22 protein-coding genes are annotated in these 22,988 nt (G+C 65.4%); 13 read left to right on the forward strand and 9 right to left on the reverse strand.

Annotated features, from left to right (window positions below; translation table 11 throughout):
• Positions 1–82 precede the first annotated feature (82 nt).
• Positions 83–1,828, forward strand: a complete 1,746-nt coding sequence (locus PP1Y_RS23430) for a cation:proton antiporter (protein WP_013834394.1) — start codon at positions 83–85, stop codon at positions 1,826–1,828.
• Between the two features lie 15 nt (positions 1,829–1,843).
• Here the strand turns inward: PP1Y_RS23430 and PP1Y_RS23435 are convergent, their stop codons facing one another.
• Positions 1,844–2,305, reverse strand: a complete 462-nt coding sequence (locus PP1Y_RS23435; RefSeq protein WP_007012896.1) for an Lrp/AsnC family transcriptional regulator — start codon at positions 2,303–2,305, stop codon at positions 1,844–1,846.
• A gap of 142 nt (positions 2,306–2,447) precedes the next feature.
• Here PP1Y_RS23435 and ald point away from each other — a divergent pair, with 142 nt between their 5' ends.
• Positions 2,448–3,563: an alanine dehydrogenase gene (gene ald / locus PP1Y_RS23440; protein WP_013834395.1), complete on the forward strand. Its 1,116-nt coding sequence runs from the start codon at positions 2,448–2,450 to the stop codon at positions 3,561–3,563.
• Positions 3,564–3,644: 81 nt separating this feature from the next.
• Complete coding sequence (locus tag PP1Y_RS23445; protein WP_232512549.1) at positions 3,645–5,324, forward strand: diguanylate cyclase; 1,680 nt, start codon at positions 3,645–3,647, stop codon at positions 5,322–5,324.
• Here PP1Y_RS23445 and PP1Y_RS23450 read toward each other — a convergent pair.
• Both PP1Y_RS23450 and PP1Y_RS23455 read right to left on the reverse strand, forming a co-directional pair.
• The gene (locus PP1Y_RS23450; protein WP_007012892.1) at positions 5,311–5,709 is read right to left on the reverse strand and encodes a thioesterase family protein; all 399 of its coding nucleotides are present in this window, start codon (positions 5,707–5,709) and stop codon (positions 5,311–5,313) included. The two genes, PP1Y_RS23445 and PP1Y_RS23450, sit on opposite strands and share 14 nt — an antisense overlap.
• A complete protein-coding gene (locus PP1Y_RS23455) occupies positions 5,706–7,784 on the reverse strand; it encodes a S9 family peptidase (protein ID WP_041559138.1) in 2,079 nt (692 codons plus the stop codon). The genes PP1Y_RS23450 and PP1Y_RS23455 overlap by 4 nt, the downstream gene beginning before the upstream one ends.
• Before the next feature lie 42 nt (positions 7,785–7,826).
• On the opposite strand from PP1Y_RS23455, the gene PP1Y_RS23460 reads away from it, so the two are divergent.
• The 5 genes from PP1Y_RS23460 (at position 7,827) to PP1Y_RS23480 (ending at position 13,140) form a co-directional block, all read left to right on the forward strand.
• Positions 7,827–9,647, forward strand: coding sequence for an aminopeptidase P family protein (locus PP1Y_RS23460; RefSeq protein WP_013834398.1), 1,821 nt, complete (start codon positions 7,827–7,829; stop codon positions 9,645–9,647).
• Positions 9,648–9,739: 92 nt separating this feature from the next.
• Positions 9,740–10,138, forward strand: a complete 399-nt coding sequence (locus PP1Y_RS23465; protein WP_013834399.1) for a cupin domain-containing protein — start codon at positions 9,740–9,742, stop codon at positions 10,136–10,138.
• Between the two features lie 190 nt (positions 10,139–10,328).
• Complete coding sequence (locus tag PP1Y_RS23470; RefSeq protein WP_013834400.1) at positions 10,329–10,958, forward strand: EF-hand domain-containing protein; 630 nt, start codon at positions 10,329–10,331, stop codon at positions 10,956–10,958.
• A gap of 26 nt (positions 10,959–10,984) precedes the next feature.
• Complete coding sequence (locus PP1Y_RS23475; protein ID WP_013834401.1) at positions 10,985–11,719, forward strand: response regulator; 735 nt, start codon at positions 10,985–10,987, stop codon at positions 11,717–11,719.
• Positions 11,716–13,140, forward strand: a complete 1,425-nt coding sequence (locus PP1Y_RS23480; protein WP_041559139.1) for an ATP-binding protein — start codon at positions 11,716–11,718, stop codon at positions 13,138–13,140. Before PP1Y_RS23475 ends, PP1Y_RS23480 begins: the two co-directional genes overlap by 4 nt.
• A 43-nt stretch (positions 13,141–13,183) precedes the next feature.
• On the opposite strand, the gene PP1Y_RS23485 is transcribed toward PP1Y_RS23480, so the two are convergent.
• On the reverse strand, positions 13,184–14,782 hold the full coding sequence (locus tag PP1Y_RS23485; RefSeq protein ID WP_007012885.1) for a helicase HerA-like domain-containing protein: 1,599 nt from the start codon (positions 14,780–14,782) through the stop codon (positions 13,184–13,186).
• Between the two features lie 124 nt (positions 14,783–14,906).
• Between PP1Y_RS23485 and pabB the strand changes: the two genes are divergently transcribed.
• From pabB to arfB, 4 genes are read left to right on the forward strand one after another with little or no spacing between them, the layout of a single operon-like run.
• On the forward strand, positions 14,907–16,727 hold the full coding sequence (gene pabB, locus PP1Y_RS23490; RefSeq protein ID WP_013834403.1) for an aminodeoxychorismate synthase component I: 1,821 nt from the start codon (positions 14,907–14,909) through the stop codon (positions 16,725–16,727).
• Positions 16,727–17,893, forward strand: coding sequence for a pyridoxal phosphate-dependent aminotransferase (locus PP1Y_RS23495; RefSeq protein ID WP_013834404.1), 1,167 nt, complete (start codon positions 16,727–16,729; stop codon positions 17,891–17,893). The genes pabB and PP1Y_RS23495 overlap by 1 nt, the downstream gene beginning before the upstream one ends.
• Positions 17,894–17,906: 13 nt before the next feature.
• Positions 17,907–18,605 (forward strand): RluA family pseudouridine synthase, encoded by a 699-nt coding sequence (locus PP1Y_RS23500; protein ID WP_013834405.1) that lies wholly within the window; start codon positions 17,907–17,909, stop codon positions 18,603–18,605.
• The gene (arfB, locus tag PP1Y_RS23505; protein ID WP_013834406.1) at positions 18,598–19,008 is read left to right on the forward strand and encodes an alternative ribosome rescue aminoacyl-tRNA hydrolase ArfB; all 411 of its coding nucleotides are present in this window, start codon (positions 18,598–18,600) and stop codon (positions 19,006–19,008) included. Before PP1Y_RS23500 ends, arfB begins: the two co-directional genes overlap by 8 nt.
• A 15-nt stretch (positions 19,009–19,023) precedes the next feature.
• Here arfB and PP1Y_RS23510 read toward each other — a convergent pair whose 3' ends face one another.
• From PP1Y_RS23510 to dksA, 5 genes are all read right to left on the reverse strand, one after another.
• A complete protein-coding gene (locus PP1Y_RS23510) occupies positions 19,024–19,236 on the reverse strand; it encodes a hypothetical protein (RefSeq protein ID WP_041559141.1) in 213 nt (70 codons plus the stop codon).
• An 8-nt stretch (positions 19,237–19,244) separates the two neighbouring features.
• Positions 19,245–19,628 carry a DUF4112 domain-containing protein gene (locus PP1Y_RS23515; protein ID WP_013834407.1) on the reverse strand — a complete coding sequence of 128 codons (384 nt, stop codon included), beginning with the start codon at positions 19,626–19,628 and terminating at the stop codon, positions 19,245–19,247.
• Positions 19,629–19,702: 74 nt separating this feature from the next.
• Positions 19,703–21,241, reverse strand: coding sequence for an ABC transporter substrate-binding protein (locus tag PP1Y_RS23520; protein ID WP_013834408.1), 1,539 nt, complete (start codon positions 21,239–21,241; stop codon positions 19,703–19,705).
• Positions 21,242–21,357: 116 nt separating this feature from the next.
• Positions 21,358–21,723, reverse strand: coding sequence for a PilZ domain-containing protein (locus PP1Y_RS23525; RefSeq protein WP_007012877.1), 366 nt, complete (start codon positions 21,721–21,723; stop codon positions 21,358–21,360).
• Positions 21,724–21,871: 148 nt separating this feature from the next.
• Entirely contained in the window at positions 21,872–22,330 is a 459-nt protein-coding gene (gene dksA, locus PP1Y_RS23530; protein ID WP_013834409.1) for an RNA polymerase-binding protein DksA, read from the reverse strand.
• A 297-nt stretch (positions 22,331–22,627) separates the two neighbouring features.
• Between dksA and PP1Y_RS23535 the strand changes: the two genes are divergently transcribed.
• Positions 22,628–22,966 carry a sel1 repeat family protein gene (locus PP1Y_RS23535; RefSeq protein WP_007012875.1) on the forward strand — a complete coding sequence of 113 codons (339 nt, stop codon included), beginning with the start codon at positions 22,628–22,630 and terminating at the stop codon, positions 22,964–22,966.
• Positions 22,967–22,988 lie beyond the last annotated feature (22 nt).

The following is a 22,988-nucleotide window of genomic DNA, read 5'->3' on the forward strand; positions in this document are numbered from 1 at the left end:
GGCAAGTCGGCGCTAGATTCCCGGGCGCCGGCCACTACATAGATCCCAACCAGTTCTCACCCAACCTGCCGGAAAGACCCAGATGGAACAACATGCGCAGGACTTCCTGCTGAGGGACGGCTTCCTGCTGCTCGGCACTGCGCTGGTCTTCGTCCTGCTGTTCCGGCGGCTGGGCCTGGGCGCGACCCTGGGTTACCTGCTCGCCGGAGCGATCCTCGGGCCTTACGCGCTCGACCTGATCGGCGACCCCGAAAGCAAGATCGGCATTGCCGAGCTGGGCATCACCCTGCTGCTATTCGTCGTCGGCCTCGAACTGGCACCCCGGCGACTGTGGCGCATGCGGCACGAAATCTTCGGGCTGGGCCTGCTGCAAGTCGCACTGTGCGGGCTGGCGGTTTCGGCGGTAATCCATGTCTTTGCCGGCTTCACCATAGAGGCCTCGCTGGCGCTGGGCCTGCCGCTCGGCCTGTCATCGACGGCGCAGGTCCTGCCGATGCTGCAAAGCGCGGGCCGCCTGCACACCCCGTTCGGCGAACGCGCCTTTGCAGTGCTGCTGTTCCAGGATCTCTCGATCATACCGCTGATCACGATCATCGCGGCGATGAACCGCAATCCCAACCTGCCGGAAGGCCCTCCGGGCTGGCAGCTGGCGCTGCTGACGGTTGCCGCCATCGTCGGGCTGATCGCGGCGGGGCGTTTCGTCATCCGTCCGCTGTTCCGCCTGATCGGCAACCTCGGCGAGCGCGAGATGTTCGTCTTCGCCGCGCTGTTCACGGTGATTGCCTCGGCCGCGCTGATGCAGTGGCTTGGCCTTTCGACCGCACTGGGCGCCTTCATCGCCGGCGTCATGCTGGCCGACTCGCCCTATCGCCACGAACTGGAAGCGGACGTCGAGCCGTTCCGCTCGATCCTGCTGGGTCTGTTCTTCATGTCGGTTGGCATGATGCTCGACCTTTCCGCCATCGCCGAGCGGCCACTGTTCGTCGCGGCCATGGCAACGGCGCTGATCGCGGTCAAGGCGACGATCATCTTCGCACTGGCGCTGGCCTTCCGCATGAACTGGCGCAGTGCACTGGCCCTTGGCCTGTTGCTCAGCCAGGGGGGCGAATTCGGCTTCGTCCTGTTCGCGCAGGCGCAGAATGCGTGGCTGATCGAACCGCAGGCAGCCAGCCTGTTCAGCGCCATCGTCACCCTGTCGATGATTACCACCCCGTTCCTGATGATGGCGACCCGGCGCATTCGCGAAACTCCGGCAAGCCGGCAGGAGCGCGAGGCTCCGCGCGAAGACGGTGCGAGCGCGCTCGTCGTCGGCTACGGGCGTTTCGGCCAGACCGTCGCCCAGATCCTGATCACCGCCGATATCCAGGTGACGCTGATCGACAACGACATCGAGATGATCGACCGCGCCAGCGCATTCGGGGCCAAGGTCTATTTCGGCGATGGTACGCGCCTCGACCTGCTGCGGCAGGCCGGGGCCGGTAATGCGCAGATGATCGTCTTCTGCATCGACGGCGACCAGCTGACGGAGGCCTTCCTGCACGCGGTTCACGACGCGTTCCCCGATGCCCAAATCCATGCCCGCGTCTACGATCGTCGCTCGCTGCTGCGTCTCAAGGACGCGCCGGTCAAGTTCCTGGCCCGCGAAGTGATCGAATCCGCCGTCGTCCTCGCCCGCTCGGCGCTCGACGGGCTGGGCCTATCGATCGAGGACATCGACAAGGCCGAGAGCCACTATCGCAAGAACGACAAGGAGCGCCTCTCGCTTCAGCACGAAGCCGGTGACTTGCGCGTCGCGCGCGACCGCATCATCACCCAGCCGACTCGGTGAATGCCCCCGCGCCGGTCAGGCGCCGGGTACCGCGTATCCCTCGAAGCGCTTGATGCGTCGCAGCGAGAAGCTGGTGCGCATCGACGAGACGCCGGGAAGACGCGCGAGGCAATCGCGGTGGATCCGGTCATAGTGGTCGAGATCGACCGCAGCGACGCGCAACTGGTAGTCGGCCGCACCCGACATCAGATGACACTCGAGGATCTCGTCGAAGTCGCACACGGCGCGCTCGAACCGGTCCATCGCCTCCCGGCTCTGGCTGTTAAGGGTGATTTCGACGAAGACTTCCACCGACAGGCCGAGTCGCCGGGCGTCGACGCGGGCAGCATAACCGAGGATCAGTCCCTGCTCTTCCAGCGACCGGATGCGCCGGTGGCAGGCAGAGGACGAGAGGTTCACGCGTTCGGCCAGATCGGCAAGTGAACGCGACGAATCCGCCTGTAGCGCGGCAAGCAAGGCGCGATCGGCCCTATCCATGGGATATTTTCCCTATAATTTTCCTTGTTTGGGATATCGTCCCATAGATCCCGCCGCGCAAGGGCAAATTTGGTGAAACGTTGCTCGGGAATGGGTGTATTTTCCATCGCACCAAGTTTACCGTATTTTTTGGAGTTGGATCATGCGCGTCGGTACCGTCCGGGAAATCAAGAACCACGAATATCGTGTCGGCCTCACCCCTGAGAGCGCCCGCGAGCTTATCGCTAACGGCCACGAAGTGTGGGTGGAAAAGTCGGCCGGTCTCGGCATCGGCGCCGCTGACAGCGCCTACGCCGCTGCCGGTGCCAAGATTATCGACACCGCCGCCGAAATCTTCGCCGGTTGCGAGATGGTCGTAAAGGTGAAGGAACCGCAGGCCGTCGAGCGCGCGATGCTGCGCGAAGGCCAGATCCTCTACACCTACCTGCACCTCGCGCCCGATCCGGAGCAGACCGCCGACCTCGTGAAGTCGGGCGTCACCGCGATTGCCTATGAAACCGTCACCGGACCGGGCAATTCGCTGCCCCTGCTCAAGCCGATGAGCCAGGTCGCAGGTCGCATGTCGGTCCAGGCCGGCGCCACCGCGCTGGAGAAGGCCCACGGCGGCCGCGGCGTTCTGCTCGGCGGCGTTCCGGGCGTGATGCCGGGCAAGGTCGCAGTCATCGGCGGCGGCGTCGTCGGCTTCAACGCCGCGCAGATGGCCGTTGGCCTCGGTGCCGACGTCACCATCCTCGACCGTAGCCCCGACGTTCTCGAACGCCTCGGCATCTACTTCGAAGCCCGCGCCAAGACCCGCATCGCGAGCACAGCCAACCTCGCCGAGAGCGTTGCCGACGCCGACCTCGTCATCGGCGCGGTGCTGATCCCAGGCGCTGCCGCTCCCAAGCTCGTCACCCGCGAGATGCTCGGCACGATGAAGCCGGGCGCGGTGCTCGTCGACGTCGCCATCGATCAGGGCGGCTGCTTCGAGACGAGCCGTGCGACCACGCATGCCGAGCCGACCTTCATGGTTGACGGCATCGTTCACTACTGCGTCGCCAACATGCCGGGCGCCGTTGCGCGCACCAGCACTTACGCGCTCAACAACGTGACCGTGCCCCACGCCCTGGCCATCGCCAACCTGGGCTGGAAGCAGGCCCTTGCAGACGATCCGCACCTGGCCAACGGGCTCAACGTCCATGCCGGCCAAATCACCTACGAGGCCGTCGCCAGCGAACTGGGCTACGACTACACCTCGCTGCAAACCATCCTGAGTTAAGAAAAATCACTAGAAATTAACCGTATTTTCAGTGAGCTCCGGCATTCCTTGCGAATGATCCGGAGCCGCTGGAAATTGCTGTTGAGCCTGATCCTGCTCGCATGGGCAGGACTGGCATCGGCTGCGCCTGTCGGACACGAATTTCCCATCGGTTCGACCTGTTTCGCATCCGGAACGCTGCAAACGAGCTACCGCGAGATCGCGCAGGACCGCTCGCGCTGGACTTGCCAGCCCGGCGGCGCCTCCATCGTCGGCCAGCGATCCTTCGTCCGCTTCGACATGCACGGGCGCAAGGCCATCGAAAACCCGGTGCTGACCACACGCCTGACGCTGTTTTCGGCCATGCGCGTCACTGCCATCGGCACCAGCGGTGAAATCCGCAGCCTCGCTTTCGGCCGCGATGACATGGCTTTCGCGACCGATGACTGGCTCATGCGCGTGCCCCTGCCCAACCTGTCGCAGCCGGTCGCCGCCTATGTCGCCGAGTTCGACCTGCCCCGCCACGTGGGAGTCCTGACCGCCGCGAGCGTCGGCCCTGCCCCCGGGGCCGTGGATGTCGGACGCTCGGAGCTGGTCATCGCCTGGCTGTGCGGCCTGCTGTGCGTTCCCCTCGTCCTGAACTTCGCGTTCTTCCGCGTCCTGCGCCAGCGCTTCGTGCTCTGGCATGCGGCGGCAGTGCTGTTCATGCTCATCCAGACCGTCGTCAGCAGCGGCCTCATCAACCGCTTCCTATCGCTCTCGATGATGGAACTGAGCGTCCTGTCGGCGGGCAGTTGGGGCATGGCGATAACCACCGCATCGCTGTTCATCAGCGACCTGATCGAACCGGGCAAGCTCGACCGTATCCAGGTTACCATGCTGCGCTGGCTGGGGCCCTGGGTCATCGCCTGGAGCTACATCTATCTCTTCGCGGCCGATCCGATCCGGCCGCTCTCGGCCCAGGGGTATCTGGCGAGCTACGTCCCTGTGATACTGGTCTTCGCATGGGCCTTCATGACCGCGGCCAGCCGCGGCAGCCGGGCGATCCTGTTCCAGATCGTCGCCTGGGCGCCGATGATGCTGACCGGCGCCCTGCGCATCCTTTCCGCCCTCGGCCTGTTCGAAGTGCCGATCGAACTGATGCTCGAGCAGCACATCTCGATCGGCTTCGAAGTCGTGGTCACCTCGATCGGCGTGGCCGACCGCTTCATGGCGATCAAGCGTCAGCGCGACCATGCACTGGCCCATACCAAGATCCTCGAAGGTCTGGCTGCGCGCGACCCGCTGACCGGCCTCTACAACCGGCGCGGAATCGAGGAGCGCTTCGACGACCTGACTGAAGAGGGCTTTGCCACGATGGCCCTGCTCGACCTCGATCACTTCAAGGTGATCAACGACACCATGGGCCATGCCACCGGCGATGCCGTGCTGCAGGCGGTCGCCGTCGCGCTCGGGGCTGACGAGGACACCCTGGCGGTGCGCATCGGCGGCGAGGAATTCCTCCTTCTCCTGCGCGGCAAGGACGGTCCCGAACGCGCGGAACGCCGCCGCAAGTCGATCCCGGCCCGCATCGCCGCCGAGATACCCGGCCTCGACCGCCTGGTAACCGCGAGCATGGGCATGGTGACCTGCACTTCGCCGGTGCGGTTCTCTGAACTCTACAGCCGCTGCGACCACCTGCTTTACGAGGCCAAGGCGGCAGGCCGGAACCGGACCGAACGCGAGGTCATGACCACGCAGCCCCTGCGCGAGACCGGCGCGACCGTGGTCAACTTGCGCTGAAGCAGTCGACCACTTCAGCCGGAACCCGCATGATCCGGCCGCTGGCAATATCGATCATCGCCCATGTCGTGCGCGCCGAAACGATCACCTTGCCCTTGGCATTGCGAAAGTCGACGCAGCGGTCGAAACGCGCGCCGCTCGGCCCATCGGGAATGAAAGTCTCCGCGGTCACGCTTTCGCCTTCGCGGATATTGCCGCGATAGTCGATCTCGTGGCGGGTCACGACCCAGGCATAACGCTCCTGGTGCTCGGGCAGCGCATCGGCCTCCCAGTGGGCGGTCGCAATCGCTTCCATCCACTGCACCCAGACCGCGTTGTTGACGTGGCCCATCACGTCGATGTGTTCGGCCTCGGCGGTAAAGGTGCAGGTAAACCGGTCGCTCAAACCTCCACTCCGAGCTGCCACAGGATAAAGGCGAATTCCTCCGCGGTTTCCTTCAGGCTTTCGAACCGGCCCGACTTGCCGCCGTGCCCGGCACCCATGTTGGTCTTGAGGATCAGTTCGTTGCCGTCGGTCTTCAACTCGCGCAGCCGCGCGACCCACTTGGCCGGCTCCCAGTAAGTCACCCGCGGGTCGTTGAGACCGGCGGTGACCATGATCGGCGGATAGGCCTGCGGCTTGACCTGATCATAGGGGGAATAGCTCAGGATCAGTTCGAAGGCGGCCCGGTCCTCGATCGGATTGCCCCATTCCGGCCATTCGCCCGGCGTAAGCGGCAGGCTCTCGTCGAGCATGGTGTTGAGCACGTCGACGAAGGGCACGTGCGCGACGACCGCCCCGAACAGGTCGGGATCGGAATTGACCACCGCGCCCATCAGCTCGCCGCCGGCCGAACCGCCCGAGATCGAGATCTTGCCCGGCGCCGTGAAGCCGCGCTCCACCAGACCCCTGGCGACGTCGACGAAGTCGTTGAAGGTGTTGGTCCGCCGCTCCAGCTTGCCCGCCTTGTACCAGGCACGGCCGAGATCGTCGCCGCCGCGGATATGGGCGATGGCGAAGGCGAAGCCGCGATCGACAAGGCTGAGACGCGAGGTCGAGAACCCTGGCTCGATGGCGATGCCATAGGCGCCGTAGCCGTAAAGGTGGAGCGGCCCCGCCCCGGTCCGGTCGCGGCGATAGACCACGCTGACGGGAACCGCGGTCCCGTCGCGCGCGGTGATTTCCAGCCGCTCGGTCGTATAGAGCGACGCGTCGTAGCCCGAGGGAATTTCCTGCACCTTGAGCGTCTCGAGCGCGCGCCCTGCCACGTCGTAGTCATAGACCGTTGCCGGGCTGACCATCGATTCGTAACTCAGCCGCAGCGTATCCATGTGCCATTCGGGATTGTTCGAAAGGCCCGCCGAATAGCTCGCTTCGGGAAAGACGATCGGCTCCACGCGCGCTGGGTCGTCGTAATAGCGGACCTCGATCTGGTCGAGGCCGGCGCGGCGCCCCTCGATCACGTAGAAGTCGCGGAACAGGTCGACGCCGGTCAGGTAGAAGTCGTCCGACCCCTCGATCAGCGTCGTCCACTCGCCCGGATTGTCCAGCGACGCCGTGGCGAGGCGGAAGTTCTCGTGCGTATCGTTGGCATGGATGTAGAGTACGCCCTCGCGTTCATCGACATCGTACTCCACGCCCTTGCTGCGCGGTTTGACGAGGATCTGCTCGCCGAGCGGATCCGCGGTCCGCACCAGCCGCGCCTCGCTCGTCTCGTGATCGCTGGTGCCGATGATCAGCCAGTCCTCGTTCGACGATAGCGAGGAGCCGACGCGAAAGCCGTCGTCGCTCTCGTGGTAGAGCTCCACGTCCTTGTCGAGCGGATCGCCCAGCCAGTGCAGGCGGGCATTGTCGGTGCGCCACTGTTCGTTGGCGAGCGAATAGACGAGGCCCCTGTCATCGCCGACCCAGACCAGCGAAGACAACGTGCCGGGGATCTCGTCAGGCAGCAGTTCCCCGGTCTCGAGGTTCTTGATCCGCGCGGTGAAGCGCTCCGATCCGTTGTCATCGAACGAATAGGCCAACAATCTGCCGCCCTTGCTGACCGAGATCGCGCCGAGACTGAAGTATTCCTTGCCCTCGGCCAGCGCGACTTCGTCGAGGATCAACTGGTCCTCGCCGCCGCCCACGGGCCTGCGCCACCACTTCTTGTACTCCGCGCCTTCCTCGAACTCGATCCAGTAGTGCCAGTCGCCATCCTTCTGCGGCACCGACTTGTCGGCTTCCTTGATCCGCGCGCGCATTTCCTTGAACAATGTGTCGATTGCGCCCTTGCGATCGGCCATTCGCGCCTCGAACCAGCGGTTCTCCGCCTCCAGATGCGCCAGCACTTCCTTGTCGGTGACCTGCGGATAGCCGGGGTCGCGCAGCCAGGCGTAGTCGTCGGAGACGCTCAGCCCGTGGTACGTGAAGGAATGCGGCTTCTTTGCCGCCTGGGGAGGACCTGCAACGGTCTGGGTGGAATCTGCCATTTCTCGCATCTATGTTGGCGCAATGCCCCCCGCAAGTCGGATACCGAAACCATGTTGATGAATACCCATGAAGCGCGCCTCGATGCGCTGCGCAAGGAACTCAAGTCGCGCGGCCTCGATGGCTTCGTCATCCCGATCTCCGACGAACACATGAGCGAGTACGTGGGCGCCTATGCCCAGCGCCTCGCCTGGCTGACCGGCTTCGGCGGCTCGGCCGGAACCGCAGTCGTGCTGACCGATCCCTCGCTGGAACCGGCGGCGGCCATGTTCGTCGACGGCCGCTATACCCTGCAGGTGCGCGACCAGGTCGACGGGCGCCTCTACGCTTATGAAAGCGTGCCCCAGACCAGCATCGCCAAGTGGCTGGAAACCCACGCCCCGCATGGCGCGAACATCGGCTACGACGCCTGGCTGCACGGCCAGCGCTGGGTCGATGTGGTCGACAAGGCGCTCGCGGCCAAGGGCGGCAAGGTCACTCCGGTCGAAACCAATCCGATCGATTCCATCTGGGAAGACCAGCCCGCACCATCGCCCGCCCCTGCGCTCGTCCATCCCGACGCGTTCACCGGCCAGGCGAGCGAAGCCAAGCGCGGCGCGGTTTCCGAATGGCTCGGCGAACGCCATCTCGATGCAGCGGTGATCACCGCGCTCGATTCGATCGCCTGGCTGCTCAACATTCGCGGTACCGACGTCGAGCGCACGCCGGTGGCGCTGTCCTATGTGATCGCCCATGCCGACGGCACCGCGGACCTGTTCATCGCCGAGGAGAAGGTGACGCCCGAGCTGCGCCAGCACCTTGGCAACGCCGTGCGCATCCAGCCGCGCGACCGGTTCGTCGCGGGGCTGGAAAGCCTGTCCGGCAAGCGCGTCGCCGTCGACCCCGAGCGCGCCGTCAGCGCAATCTTCGAGACGCTGCGCCTCGGCGGCGCCGAAGTGGTCGAGGAACGCGATCCCACCGTCCTGCCCAAGGCGATCAAGAACCCGGTCGAACAGCAGGGCCACCGCGACGCTCAGGCCCGCGACGGCGCCGCCGTATCGCAGTTCCTGCACTGGCTATCGCTCGAAGCCCCCAAGGGCACGGTCAGCGAAATGACGGCAGCCGACCGGTTGCAGGCCTTCCGCCAGTCCTGCGGCGACTTGCGCGACCTTTCGTTCGACACGATTTCCGGCGCCGGTCCCAACGGCGCAGTGGTGCATTACCGCGTCTCGGAAGAGACCAACCGCACGCTCGAGCCGAACAGCGTCTATCTCGTCGATTCCGGCGGCCAGTACCCGGACGGCACGACCGATATCACCCGCACCGTCTGGGTCGGCCCCGGCGAGCCCCCGGCAGAGGTAAGGGACCGCTTCACCCGCGTCCTCAAGGGCCATATCGCGCTGGCCCGCGCGGTTTTCCCGCAAGGTACCGCCGGAAGCCAGCTCGACGTGCTGGCGCGCCAGTTCCTCTGGACCGCCGGGCTCGACTATGCTCACGGCACCGGCCACGGCGTAGGCTCGTTCCTCTCGGTCCACGAAGGGCCGCAGCGCATCGCCAAGTCCGCGGGCGGCCAGGCCGGAACCGACCAGTCGCTGATGCCCGGCATGATTATCTCGAACGAGCCGGGCTACTACAAGACCGGCGAATATGGCATCCGCATCGAGAACCTCGTGCTGGTCGAACCGCGCGCAATCGACGGCGCGGAAGGCGAATTCTACGGCTTCGAGACGCTCACTCTGGTCCCGATCGAGCGCCGCCTGGTCGATAGGGCCCTTTTTACACGCGACGACGTGGCCTGGTGGAACGCCTACCATGCCCGCGTTCTCGAAGTGGTCGGGCCGCAGCTTGAAGGCAGCGCAAAGGCCTGGCTCGAAGAACAATGCGTGCCGCTTTGAGGATTTGACGGCTTGCCATGGCGGCGGCCGCTTGCTTCACTCCCCCGGTCCTGCAAATCACCCCAAGGAAGGCAGGGCCGGGAGAATGACCGATGTCTCAAGCGCATGACCTGCGCACCAACCCGATCCATCTCGGGCTCGGTGCCCGGGCAGTAGCCCAACCCGTCTTTACCGGCCTCGAATGGTACGAGGCCTATGCCGCGCGCACCCATGCAGACGGCGCCGAGGGGCGGCTGGTCGCGCTCCACGATTTCACCGGCGACTGGACTTCTTGGGAGGTCCACCCCGAAGGCGACGAAGTCGTTGTGTGCACGGCCGGTGAAATGACCCTGATCCAGGAGCGCGAGGACGGCTCGACCAGCGCACAGGTTCTCGCCGCGGGCGAATATGCGATCAATCCCGCCGGCACTTGGCACACCGCCGACATTGCAGGAACCGCGACCGCGCTGTTCATCACCTGCGGCCTCGGCACCCTCCACCGGCCCCGCTGAAATCTTGCCTGGCTATGAATGGGCAAGGCGAACTGAGACAATTGGCGACAATAATGGCCTGTCCCGGCATAACTGCGCGACAAGCCCTATCTAGAAGGAACACAAGAAAGTCGCGGGGCACGATCTTCCCCCTCCCTTCCCCCGCCCCGCGACTTTCGCCCCATTTTCGGGTGCAGCGAGGAGAGAATTCATGACCAGGTTCGGAAAGGTGTCGCTTGCGATATCCGCCGCCACACTCGCCATCGGCGGCGTTGCCTATGCGCAGATGCCCCATGGCAATTCCATGATGGACACCGACGGCGACGGCGTCGTGACCCGCGCCGAGTCGCAGGCCATGGCAGCCGCGATGTTCGCCCGCATGGACGTCAACAAGGATGGCAAGCTCGACCAGACGGATCGCGAGGAGCGCCGCACCGAAATGAAGAACCGCATGTTCGAGATGCTGGATGCCAACAAGGACGGCAGCATCTCGAAGCAGGAATTCATGGATGCCAGGCACCCCGGCCATGACGGCATGCGCGGCCCCGGTGGCCCGGGCATGGACGATCCAGGCATGGATGGAATGGACGGCCATCACGGCAAGCGCGGCGACAAGCGTGGCTGGCACCGCGGCGGCATGGCGATGATGAAGATGGCCGACACCAACAACGACGGCGCGATCTCGCAGGACGAGTTCGAGGCCGCCGCCGCCAGGCACTTCGACATGATGGACGCCAACAAGGACGGCACTGTCACCAAGGAAGAACGCAAGGCCGCGCGTGACAAGATGAAGGCGCAATGGCAGGCGAAGAAGGCGCAGAAGACGAGCGCCGCCAACTGAACTGACGGCGCGGAAGAAGGATTGCAATGAACGATACCGCGCCACCCAGGCTGCTTCTCGTCGACGACGAGGCAGCCCTGCGCGAGCCCCTGGCCGAGTACCTCTCGCGCCAGGGGTTTGCCGTCAGCCAGGCAGTCAGCGCCGCAGAAGCGCGCAGCCGCCTGCGTGAAGAGAAGCCCGAGCTGGTCCTGCTGGACATCATGATGCCGGGCGAAGATGGCCTCTCGCTGTGCCGCCACCTCGTCGAATCGCAGGATCTGCCGGTCATCTTCCTGACCGCGCGCGGTGAGGCGACCGACCGCATCGTCGGGCTCGAAATCGGCGCCGACGACTATGTCGTGAAGCCCTTCGAACCCCGTGAACTGGTTGCCCGCATTCGCAGCGTGCTACGCCGTTCCTCGCGCGTGCCCGCGGCTCCGGCCGAGAACGAAGCGTTCGTCTTCGAAGGCTGGCACCTCGATCCACTCAAGCGCCGCCTGACCGATGCCGAAGGCGCCGTCGTGGCGATCTCCTCGGTAGAGTTCCGCCTCCTGATGGCCTTCCTCGAGCATCCGCGCCAGGTCCTCAACCGCGATCGCCTGCTCGACATGGTGCAGGGCCGCGAGGCGCACCTGTTCGACCGCGCGGTGGACAACCAGGTCAGCCGCCTGCGCCGCAAGATCGAAGTCGACAGCCGCAATCCGCAACTGATCCAGACGGTGTGGGGCGGCGGGTATATGCTCGCCACCGACGTCAAGCGCGTACCGCTCGCCCCTGAATGAAGTTCCTCCAGCCCCGCAGCCTGATGGGCCAGATGCTGCTGGCCGTCGCCGTGGCCCTGCTGCTCGTCCAGGGCCTTGGTGCCGTGCTCGTCTATCGTGCCCAGCGCGAAGGCTACGAGACCGGCATGCTCAACGCCGCCGCCTTCCGCCTCATCGCCGAAACCCGCGGCCCGCAATGGGTCGCCCGCAAATTGCGAAAGCAGGAGGATGCGCCCTTCGCCGGCCCTGCGCCGCGCGGCTTTCCCCTCGAGTTCTCGACCCGTCTGCCTATCGGCGCAGGCGAGATCCGCGACGAGCGCGCGCAGAACCGCCTGAGCGACATCCTGCGTGATCAGGATTTTCCCGATTCCGACGTCATCGTTGTCCACCGCGCGGTCGGACAGGACCCGGTCGCGCGGCTTGGCATGGTGATGCGAGGCCGCGCCCATCACCTGGAGCCGGAAGAAATCGCCAAGTCCATGGACGACCACCTGCTGGTCGTTGCGGTCAGGCCCAAGCAGCGCGACAACTGGATGATCGCAAGGGTGCGTACGCCGCGCGCCATGAACATCCTGCTCATGCCGATCGTTCTGCAGACCCTGTTCATCTACGTAGTGCTGGTCGGTGCCGTGGCGCTGATCCTGCGCCGGATCACCCGCCCGCTGGCGGCCCTTACCAATCGGGTCGAGCGCTTTTCCATGACCCAGGACGCCGATGGCCAGTTGGAGCCGTCGGGCCCCGAGGACATGCGCCGGCTGATCGTCGCCCACAACGCCATGGAAGCGCGCATTGCCGCCATGCTCGATGAAAAGGACGTCATGCTCGGTGCCATCGGGCACGACCTCAAGACCCCGCTGGCCGCCCTGCGCGTCCGCATCGAATCGGTGCAGGACGAAGCCGAACGTTCCCGCATGGCGATGACCATCGAGGATATCGTGCGCACGCTGGACGATATCCTCTCGCTGGCCCGCGTCGGCAGGCCCAGCGACCCGCGCGAACGCACCGAACTTTCCGCACTGGTCGCCTCGGTGGTCGAGGAATACGAAGACCTCGGCAACCCGGTCGAACTGGGCGACAGCGAGCGGATTGTCCTGGAACTGCGCCCCACGTGGCTGCGCCGCGCCATGCGCAACCTGATCGACAATGCCCTGCGCTACGGAGAGAACGCGAATGTCTCGCTCAAGCGCGAAGGGAATCTCGCCGTCATCCGGATCGAGGACGTGGGGCCGGGCATTCCCGAAGACACCATCGATGCGATGATGGACCCGTTCACGCGCGGCGATCCCTCACGCAATTCGCTGACCGGCGGCGCCGGCCTTGGCCTCGCGCTGGCCCGCGCCGTCGCCGAGCAACATGGCGGCGCCCTCAGCCTGTCCAACCGCCACGCGGCCGACGGCCAGGTCGAAGGCCTGACCGCTCGAATCGCCATTCCCATCGGCTGAGCGCCGGAACGGTGCGAAACAACCGCCCCCTCCCCACGCCGCGCTAGCGCATCAGGCCACCGATCAGGTTGCGCGCAAAGCGGCCTATTCCCGGGATGCCGATGGCTTTCTCGATCGTGCTTCCGATCGTGCCCGCGGCCGCGCTGGCGGCGGACGCCTTGGGGTTGGCGCGGCTCTTCTTGCCCTGCAGGGTCTGGGCGAGGATCGAACCGGCGCTGGCGGCGGCCGCACCGGCAGCGGCCTTGGCGACCTTGCCGCCCAGACCGTCCCACAGGCTCGGGCTGCGCCTTTCGCGCTTGCGCACTTCAGCTTCGCCCTGCTCGGCCACTTCCTCGGCCGTGGCCGCGGCATCGGCGGCTTTTGCGGCAAGCACTTCTTCGGCGCTCTCGCGATCCACGCGGGTATCGTACTTGCCCTCGCACGGGCTGATCGACTGGATGATTGCCCGCTCCTTCTCCGACACCGGACCCAGCCGCGAGCGGGGCGGAGCGATGAGCGTACGCTGGACGACGGTAGGCGCGCCTTCCTCGTCGAGCGTCGAGACCAGCGCTTCACCGACCTTGAGTTCGGTAATCGCAGCCTCGACGTCCAGTTCGGGATTGATCCGGAAAGTCTCGGCAGCCGCCTTGATCGCCTTCTTGTCCCGCGGGGTGAAGGCCCGCAGCGCGTGCTGGACGCGGTTGCCCAGCTGGCCGGCGATATCCTCGGGAATGTCGATCGGGTTCTGCGTCACGAAATAGACGCCCACGCCCTTCGAGCGGATCAGGCGCACGACCTGCTCGACGGTATCCTGCAGGGCCTTGGGGGCATCGTCGAACAGCAGGTGCGCCTCGTCGAAGAAGAAGACCAGCTTGGGTTTCTCCGGATCGCCGACTTCGGGCATCGCCTCGAACAGTTCGGACAGCAGCCAGAGCAGGAACGTCGCGTAAAGCTTTGGGCTGCGCATGAGCCGGTCGGCGGCCAGCACATTGATGTAGCCGCGGCCCTGATCGTCGCAGCGGATGAAGTCCTGGATCTCCAGCGCCGGTTCGCCGAAGAACTGCGCCGCCCCCTGGCTGTCCAGCGCCAGCAACTGGCGTTGGATCGCGCCGACGCTGGCCCTGGTCACATTGCCGTACTTCGCCGAGAGGTCCGCCGCGTTCTCGGCCGTATAGGCCAGCATCGACTGCAGGTCCTCAAGGTCGAGCAGCAGCAGCCCCTGTTCGTCGGCATAGCGAAAGACGATGTTGAGCACGCCTTCCTGCGTATCGTTGAGATCCATCAGCCGCGCGAGCAGCAAGGGCCCCATTTCGGAAATCGTGGTGCGGACCGGATGGCCCTGCTCGCCGTAGATGTCCCAGAAGACCGCCGGATTGTCGGAATAGGCATAGTCGGCAAGACCGATTTCCTTCGCCCGGCTCTCCAGCTTGTCGGCATGCTTGAAGGTCGGACTGCCGGGCATCGAAATTCCCGAAAGGTCGCCTTTCACGTCGGCCATGAACACCGGCACGCCTTGCGCGGAAAACTGCTCGGCAATGGTCTGGAGCGTCACCGTCTTGCCGGTGCCCGTCGCGCCGGCGATCAGCCCATGGCGATTGGCACGGCCCAGCCGCAGCGCCTGTCGGTTTCCATCGGCGCCAAGCCCCAGAAAGATATCGCTCATTGCCGGTCCCGGGCTCCCTTGTTTCGCCAGTCTTGTCCCAGTGATAAGGCTGCATTTCCCTGAGTGCGAGAGGGTTTTTGCCAGCCGGCGATTGCGCGGCTAAAGGCGGGGCGAAACACGCACCATGACCAGTCCATTCGTCCTTCTCGATGACGCCCGCACCCTGGGCGCAGCCGGAGCCCGGCTCTACCGCGAACCGCTCGAAATCGTCGAGGCGCGGCGGGCGCAGGACGTCGCGCCGGCGCTGGAACGCCTGGAAGCCCTGCAGCGCGAAGGCCGCCACCTGGCCGGATACATGGCCTACGAGGCCGGCCTTGCGCTGGAGCCGCGGCTGGCCGGTTTGCTTGCCGAGCGCACCGGCGCTGTCGGCCCGCTCGTATGGTTCGGCGTCTTCGCAGGCTACGAGACCATCCCGGCTGCCGACGTGCCGACCTGGCTGGCCTCCTGCGCGCCCGACGATGCCGCGGCGATCGGCCCGCTCGACCCGCAAGTCCCGATCGGGGACTACGAGCAAGCCTTCGACACGCTGCACCGCGCGATCGGCGACGGCGACATCTATCAGGCCAACCTGACGATGCCTTTGGAAGGGCCATGGCGGGGCGATCCCTTCGCGCTCTATGCAGCCATCCGACCCGCCGCCGGCGCCGGCTACGGCGGGCTGATCCATGACGGCAGCCACTGGATCCTGAGCTTCTCGCCCGAACTGTTCTTCTCGCTCAAGGACCGGTCGGTGCGGGTCAAGCCGATGAAGGGCACGCGCCCGCGCGGACGCGACGAGGCTGAGGACGAGCGCCTGCGCGAGGAACTGGCGGCTTCCGACAAGGATCGCGCCGAGAACCTGATGATCCTCGATCTCATGCGCAACGACCTTTCGCGCGTGGCCGAAGCGGGGTCTGTACGGGTCGAGGATCCCTTCACGATCGAGACCTACCCGACCGTCCACCAGATGGTGTCCTCGGTCGGCGCGACGCTTGCCCCGGGCAATGGCGCAGTGGACGTGCTGCGCGCGCTGTTTCCCTGCGGCTCGATCACCGGTGCGCCCAAGATCCGGGCAATGGAACTGATCGCGCAGGTCGAACGCCACTTACGGGGGCCCTATTGCGGCTCTATCGGGCGGATCGAACCCTCTGGCGATGCCGCGTTTAATGTGGCAATCCGCACCTTGCGGCTCACTCCCGGCGAGAATGGCGGGGGCAAAGCGGTGCTAGGGGTCGGATCGGCCATCGTTGCCGATTCGCAAGCGCTTCCCGAATGGCGGGAATGCCTGATCAAAGGGGGTTTCGTGAGAGAGTCGGAAGCGCGTCATATGGGTGGCACGGCCTCGCCCGCGAGCTTCGATCTGATCGAGACCATGCGCTTTACGCCGGAAGACGGCATTCCGCTGCTCGAACTGCATCTGGAACGGATCAAGGCCAGCGCCGCCGCGCTCGGTTTCACTTTCGATCGCCACGCCGTGCGCAATGCGATCCAGGCGCTGTGCTTCGATGCCGAAGGCCCTGCCAAGCTGCGCCTCGTCGCCGCGCGCAGCGGAGCCTACGCGCTCGAACTGGCGGACGTGACCGAAAGCCTGCCCGAACCGGCGACGGTTGCGGTGCTGCGCATGCCGGTCGACAGCGGCGACTGGCGCCTGCGTCACAAGACCAGCGACCGCGGCTTCTACGAGGCTGGCCTCGTCGCGGCAAAAGAAGCCGGGGCGCACGAAGCGATCTTCCTGCGCGACGACGGGCTCGTCACCGAAGGCTGCTTTACCAACCTGTTCGTCGAACGCGACGGCAAGCTGCTTACCCCTCCTGCCGATCTCGGCCTGCTGCCCGGCGTCCTGCGCCGCTCGCTGCTCGACGAGGGCCGCGCCGCCGAAGCCGCGCTGACGCTCGACGATCTTGCCGGCGGGTTCTTCATCGGCAACGCCCTGCGCGGCCTCATTCCGGCCAGACTGCTCACCTGATGCACACGTCCCATGCCCTCTCCCGCATCGCCCCGTCCCAGACGACGGCGATGACAGACCGCGCCATCCAGCTTCGCGAACAAGGCGTCGACATTATCTCGCTGTCGGTTGGCGAACCCGATTTCGCCACCCCGCCCCACGTGATCGAGGCCGCCAAGGCCGCGCTCGACGCAGGCGACACCAAGTATACCGCGGTGGGCGGCACTTCGCGGCTCAAGCAGGCCGCCGCGCTGCACTTCGCGCGCGACCTCGGCATCGAGGTCCCCGCCTCGCAGGTCACGGTCAGCGCAGGGGGCAAGCAGGCGATCTTCCATGCCTTGCTCGCCACGATCAGCGAGGGCGAGGAAGTGATCGTACCTTGCCCCTGGTGGGTCAGCTATCCGGAGATCATCCGCTTCGCTGGCGGCAGCGTCGTGCCGCTGATGACCTCGGCGCGGGACAACTTCCGCTTTACCGCTGCCGACCTCGAAGCGCAGATCGGGCCGCGCACGCAATGGCTGCTGCTCAACAGCCCGGGCAATCCGACCGGCGCCTACTACCCGGCCGACATGCTGCGCGGCATCGGCGAAGTCCTACGCCGCCATCCGCGCATCATGGTCCTCTCGGACGACATCTACGCGCCGATCAACTACACCGGTGAGCCGCACGCGACCCTGGCGAACCTGTGCCCGGACCTTGCCGACCGCATCCTGACCATCTCGGGCGTATCCAAGAGCCATGCGATGACCGGCTTCCGCATCGGCGTGGCCGCCGGACCGGAATGGCTGATCAGGGCCATGGAAAAGCTGCAGTCGCATTCATCGGGCAATCCCTGCTCGATCAGCCAGGCGGCTGCCGTGGCCGCCTTCGAGGGCCCGCAGGACTTCCTGAAAGAGTGGTGCGAGCGCTTCCGCGCCCGCCGCGACATGGTGGTCTCGGCGATCAACGCCATTCCCGGTCTCTCGACCCCGACGCCCGACGGCGCCTTCTACTGCATGGTCGATGCCGCCCCGCTGATGCAGCGTTTCGGCGACGATACCGGCCTTGCGCTCCACCTTCTCGAAAACGGCGTCGCGATCGTTCCGGCATCGGGTTTCGGCGGCCGCAACGGCTTCCGCATCAGCTTCGCCGCCGACGAGGCCAAACTTACCGAGGCATTGCGCCGCATTGCGAAGGCCCTTGCCTGATGAAAGTCACTTGATGGAACTGGAAATTCTCTTCGAAGACGGCGAAGCGCTCGTCATCGACAAGCCTGCAGGCCTGCCGCTCGACCGCCCCCGGGCCGGCGGGGTGAGCCTTGACGACTATATCGACACGCTCAAGCTGGGCTTCCAGCGTGAGCCCGCGCCCGTTCACCGCCTCGACCGCGACACCTCCGGCTGCCTGCTGCTGGCCCGCAATCCCAAGGCGCTCAAGCGCTTTGCCGCGGCGTTCGAGGAGCGCCTCGTCGAAAAGCGCTATCTCGGCATCGTGACCGGTGTTCCGGCCGAGGACGAGGGCACGATCGCCCTGTCGCTGTCCAAGGTGAGCACGGCCAAGGACGGCTGGCGCATGATCCCGGCGCGCAAGGGCAAGCCCGCGGTGACGCACTGGCGCAAGCTCGACACGCGCGACGGCCTGACGCTTATCGAATTCCGCCCCGAAACCGGCCGGACCCACCAGATCCGCGTGCATGCCGCATCAGGCCTCGGCATGCCGCTGCTCGGCGATCCGGTCTATGGGACGAAGAAGGCCGGGGCACGGACCATGCTTCATGCCGCCGCCCTCACCGTTCCGCGCGGCGAGAAAGCCCCCATCGTCGCCATCGCCCCGCTTCCCGCAGACTTCGCCGCCCTCGGTTTCGTCGACCCCGGCTTTGAAGACTCCGGCTCCGAAGACCTCAGCCCTGCCGATGATTGAAGCGGTCGTCGAGCGCGCCAACGCCCTCGCGACCGAGTCTTTCATCGCCTCGGCCGGTCCGGGCGGCCAGAACGTCAACAAGGTGGCAACGGCGGTGCAGCTGCGCCTCGACGTCTACGCCCTGCGCCTGGCCCCACCGGTCTTCGCAAGGCTCAAGCAGCTCGCCGGAAGCCGCATGACCGGCAAGGGCGAACTGGTGCTCACCGCACGCACGTTCCGCACCCAGGAAGCCAATCGCGCCGATGCGCGCGAGCGCATGGCCGAACTGCTGCGCGAGGCGCACAAGCTGCCCGAAAAGCGCGCCAAGAGCCGCCTCAATCGCGTTGGCAAGACCCAGCGCCTGAAGGGCAAGAAGATCCGCGGCGCCGTGAAGGCCGGACGCGGCAAGGTGAGCTTCGACTGAGGTTTTACGTCAGGACTATTGGCTGCTGAGCGCGCCGGTGGCCGATTCTGCGGGAGCGTCGGTCGAATAGAGTGCCTCATCAGGCGGTCGGCGATCGTCGAGCATCTGCGCAGCTTCGTCGAGCGCGCGGGCCTCGCCGACGGTCACGCCGCCCGGACCGGGGTCATTCTCGCCCTTGCCGCATGCAGCAAGAACCAACACGGCGGCCAGCGAGACAAATCTGCGCATCGATTTGCTCAACCCTCGATGATCCGGGTTTCGGGATGATGCTTGTCGAGGTGCTTGCGGATGATCCTGAGATTGCGACTGTTCGAGCGGAACACGAAGTCGAAGGCATCGCCCACCAGCGGGACTGCGCCAAGCGCGGTGTCAACGCCGACATTGGCGGTCATGCGCGCAAGTTGCCACTTCGACATGCCCAGGTTGCGGGCTTCCCAGACGAGGTACATGCCCAGCGCCGCACCGATCAGGTCGCCGGCGATGGGGACCAGGCCGACGATGGCGTCGAGACCGACCTTGTAGCGGATGCCGGGCACTTCGAAGGCCCGCTCGAGGACCAGTTCCAGCGCCTCGATGCGGCGGCGGATCGACATCGGATCGGTGCCGATCGGCAGTTCCATGTTCATCCGCCGCGCGGAATTCTCTCCGATCGCCAAGGCTCGGCCACTCCTTCTGGTTGCCTTTACTCAGCTTCCTATCTGGGGAGCCATGCCAGGGGCATCAAGGGATGCCACCCCCAGCTGTTGGTGGCAAAGCCATCGACGCTGCCGCGCACCAGCGACCAGCGGATCGGCGAACCGAAGGGAATATAGACGTTTTCCGCGGTCAGTTCCGCCTCGGCTTCGGTCATCAGCGCGGCGCGTTCTTCCGGCGTCGCTGCCGCCAGGGCCTCACTGACACGCGCATCCGCTTCCTGCGAGCACAGACCGAATTTCGCACGGCAGGACAAATGATTGAGGTACCAGACCGCCCGGGGATAGCGCGCAACGTCGTCGACAAGCGCCAGGTCTGCAGTATCGTCACTCTCCGCCTTTTCGAGGCGCAGCCCTATCGCCGCGAAATCGTTGCCGAGCTTCTCGAGCAGGATGTCGGACCCCTCCCCTTGCGGTAGCCAGATGCTGATCTGCGGCCCGGCCGCCGCTCCGCCACCCGAGCCGGTCTCTGCCCTGCCCGCCTTCTTTTCCTTGTCGCCGTCCTGCTTTGCGGAAGCCTGCCAGATGCGCACGCGCGCGGCGGCGACGGCACGCCGCTCTTCCAATGACTGTTCGCTCCAGCGCTCGCCGATAGTGCCGAGATCGCCATCAAGACTGGGCGTCACGATCCGGGTCGTGGGCTTCCAGCCGCCGAGGCGAAACTGCTCGATCAACGCATCCCTGTCGATCGCCATCGCCAGCGCTTCGCGATTGGCCGGATCGGCAAGGAAGCCCTTGTCGTTCATGACCTGAAGCCCGAACAGGCCGACCACCGGATCGAGCTGGATCGTCCCGCGCAAGATGCCAACCGAACGGGTCAGCGGGAAATCCTCGATCCGTCCGCCGAGGACCAGGTCCGTCTTGCCGTCGTTGAAGCGCTGGACCGCTTCGGGTCCGCTGAGTGAGAGCAGGTCGATGTTGCGGGTGCGCTTGTCCCAGTTCTGGATTTCCGGCAGGCCCAGGGTCGATGGATCGATCGGCGTCAGGCGCGCGACATCGCCGATCTTCTTCATGCGCATCGGACCATTGCCCTGCTTGTCCTCATAGAGCCCAAGTTCAGGCTGGGCGAGAAGCTGAAGCAGGTAAGGCATCGGGCGATCGAGACGGATCTCGATGACGCGGCCGGCCATGACGCGCACTTCGTCGAGCCCGGCCAGGTCCAGTGCGAAGGTAGTGCGTCGCAGGGACTTCAGCGCAGTATCGAGCGCCTTCTTCGCCGATTCCGCCGAGATCGGGTCCCCCGAGGCCCAATCCCCATCGCGCAGGCGGAAGATGTAGCTCTGGCCATCGTCGGTCACGATCCAGCGGTCGGCCAGCGCGGGGATCACCCGCCCCTTTTCGTCAAAGGCGACAAGGCCTTCTACCGTCGCGGCGCGGATCAACTGGCCGGATGCCGTCACATCCTTGCCGGATTGGAACGGATCGCTCAGTTCCCCGATCACCGCCACATTCAGCGTCGAGTTGTCGAAGCCGCTGCAGGCGCCCAGCGTCAGCGCGACCAGGGGGGCAAGGGCCCGGAAGGCTTTGCGCGTGGGGAGCATGCTTGCCGGACTAATCGATTTCCGCCGCGCCGCAAATGCGCAAGCGACGATTTCGCACGAAACTCTCGATCTTGTGGGAAAAACGCCTTTGCCCTGCGACGGCCGGCGGACAGGAATCAGATCTTGCGCAGCCCCTTCACGCCCGTAACCGGCGGCTGGTGATTGCGCACGAAACGCGGCGAGGGATCTTCGCCGATGCTGACCGGCGCACGCGCCAGTTTCGGATCGATGTCATCCTGAAAGGCGACGCCGAAGCGATTTTCCTGCACCCAGGCGACTGTCCCGTCGACCCAACCGACATTGCGGATGCTGACCGAGACCTTCGATCCGCGCACCACGCGGACCGTGCCTTCGCCCATCATCCCGCCAGCGGAGAGGTTGCGCACCTTGATGCGGAATTCGCCGTCGAGGCCATCGACACGCAGATCGGCCAGCAGAAACAGGCTGTCGCGCGCGATCTGCCGATTTTCGCCTTTGATCATAAGCTCCATCCAGTGCCGATAATGCCCGTACAAACAGAGACTTGCACGAGCAGACACGCTACCTGACGAAGGTTAGTCCCGAGTGACGAAAAAAGAGTTAACGGCACGGTAATCCCTCAGGCGAGATGAACTACCGTGCCAGAATGGGTCAGTCGTCGCGGGAAATCTTTTCGCGGCGCTCGTGCGCTTCCTGCGCCTCGACGGTCATGGTCGCGATCGGACGCGCCTCGAGTCGGCCGAGGCCGATCGGTTCGCCGGTCACTTCGCAAAAACCATATTCGCCTTCCTCGATACGGCGCAGGGCGGAATCGATCTTGGCGATCAGCTTGCGCTGACGGTCGCGGGTGCGCAGTTCGATACCCCAGTCGGTCTCGCTCGACGCGCGATCGTTGAGGTCCGGCTCGCGAATCGGACCGTCCTGCAACTGCTGCAGGGTGCCCGCAGAAGCGTCGAGGATCAGCCGTTTCCAGGCCATGAGCAGCCGGCGGAAATAATCCTGCTGCGCTTCGCACATGTAGGGTTCGTCAGGTTCGGCGACATAAGAGCCGCCCAGGACGCGCTTTGCTTTCGAAAGCACATCAATTTCATCAGACAGGGCCGTTGCCATCCAGAGAATCTCCGCACGTATGCCCCGAACCTTCATCGCCCTGCGGCCCCGGTTTTTCCGGTAACCTCTCGAAGATCCGCGGTTGGTCGCGCCTATAAATGCGCGGTATGCGCGGCACAAGGGCAGATGCGCCCCCTTCCACAAAAAACGTGAATCCGGCTTCGAAACGGCGCGGGTTCGCGAGGACATGCGCAAAGTTCCACAAACAACGTTAACGGTTTGTTGACCATCACTGGTCCAGCCTAGCCGTGTCGAACTGCCAAAACGGGCTTTGTTGGACAGGGGGGGTATCGGAAGATGCAAACTGTTTGGATCAAGAACGACGCATTCACCAGCGCTTCGGCCGCGGATATCGAAGCTGAAGACCTGCTGGTCGCTAATTGCCTTGCTGCTGCGTCGCAAGGAGACGTGTCCGCCTATTTCGATCTCGGAGTCGCATACTCAACGGGCAGCCATGGCGCCGCCTGCGACCTGATCGAAGCGCACAAGTGGTTCAACCTCGCCGCCGTAGCCGGTCACGAGGAAGCCGCTACCTGCCGCGCGGAAGTCGCCGATGAAATGACGGCGCGCGAAATCGCCGAAGCCCAGCGCCGCGCGCGCGAATGGCTCTCGGCCTCGATGCGCCGCGCCGCCTAGAACGCCCTGCGACGGATCGCTC

It is taken from the genome of Novosphingobium sp. PP1Y, from assembly GCF_000253255.1.
Lineage (GTDB): Bacteria > Pseudomonadota > Alphaproteobacteria > Sphingomonadales > Sphingomonadaceae > Novosphingobium.

Coding starts and splice junctions, on each gene's coding strand:
- PP1Y_RS23430 (WP_013834394.1), top strand. CDS start 83: ATGGAACAACATGCGCAGGACTTCCTGCTGAGGGACGGCTTCCTGCTG.
- PP1Y_RS23435 (WP_007012896.1), bottom strand. CDS start 2,305: ATGGATAGGGCCGATCGCGCCTTGCTTGCCGCGCTACAGGCGGATTCG.
- ald (WP_013834395.1), top strand. CDS start 2,448: ATGCGCGTCGGTACCGTCCGGGAAATCAAGAACCACGAATATCGTGTC.
- PP1Y_RS23455 (WP_041559138.1), bottom strand. CDS start 7,784: ATGCGAGAAATGGCAGATTCCACCCAGACCGTTGCAGGTCCTCCCCAG.
- PP1Y_RS23460 (WP_013834398.1), top strand. CDS start 7,827: ATGTTGATGAATACCCATGAAGCGCGCCTCGATGCGCTGCGCAAGGAA.
- PP1Y_RS23465 (WP_013834399.1), top strand. CDS start 9,740: ATGTCTCAAGCGCATGACCTGCGCACCAACCCGATCCATCTCGGGCTC.
- PP1Y_RS23470 (WP_013834400.1), top strand. CDS start 10,329: ATGACCAGGTTCGGAAAGGTGTCGCTTGCGATATCCGCCGCCACACTC.
- PP1Y_RS23475 (WP_013834401.1), top strand. CDS start 10,985: ATGAACGATACCGCGCCACCCAGGCTGCTTCTCGTCGACGACGAGGCA.
- PP1Y_RS23480 (WP_041559139.1), top strand. CDS start 11,716: ATGAAGTTCCTCCAGCCCCGCAGCCTGATGGGCCAGATGCTGCTGGCC.
- PP1Y_RS23485 (WP_007012885.1), bottom strand. CDS start 14,782: ATGAGCGATATCTTTCTGGGGCTTGGCGCCGATGGAAACCGACAGGCG.
- pabB (WP_013834403.1), top strand. CDS start 14,907: ATGACCAGTCCATTCGTCCTTCTCGATGACGCCCGCACCCTGGGCGCA.
- PP1Y_RS23495 (WP_013834404.1), top strand. CDS start 16,727: ATGCACACGTCCCATGCCCTCTCCCGCATCGCCCCGTCCCAGACGACG.
- PP1Y_RS23500 (WP_013834405.1), top strand. CDS start 17,907: ATGGAACTGGAAATTCTCTTCGAAGACGGCGAAGCGCTCGTCATCGAC.
- arfB (WP_013834406.1), top strand. CDS start 18,598: ATGATTGAAGCGGTCGTCGAGCGCGCCAACGCCCTCGCGACCGAGTCT.
- PP1Y_RS23510 (WP_041559141.1), bottom strand. CDS start 19,236: ATGCGCAGATTTGTCTCGCTGGCCGCCGTGTTGGTTCTTGCTGCATGC.
- PP1Y_RS23515 (WP_013834407.1), bottom strand. CDS start 19,628: ATGGAACTGCCGATCGGCACCGATCCGATGTCGATCCGCCGCCGCATC.
- PP1Y_RS23520 (WP_013834408.1), bottom strand. CDS start 21,241: ATGCTCCCCACGCGCAAAGCCTTCCGGGCCCTTGCCCCCCTGGTCGCG.
- PP1Y_RS23525 (WP_007012877.1), bottom strand. CDS start 21,723: ATGATCAAAGGCGAAAATCGGCAGATCGCGCGCGACAGCCTGTTTCTG.
- dksA (WP_013834409.1), bottom strand. CDS start 22,330: ATGGCAACGGCCCTGTCTGATGAAATTGATGTGCTTTCGAAAGCAAAG.
- PP1Y_RS23535 (WP_007012875.1), top strand. CDS start 22,628: ATGCAAACTGTTTGGATCAAGAACGACGCATTCACCAGCGCTTCGGCC.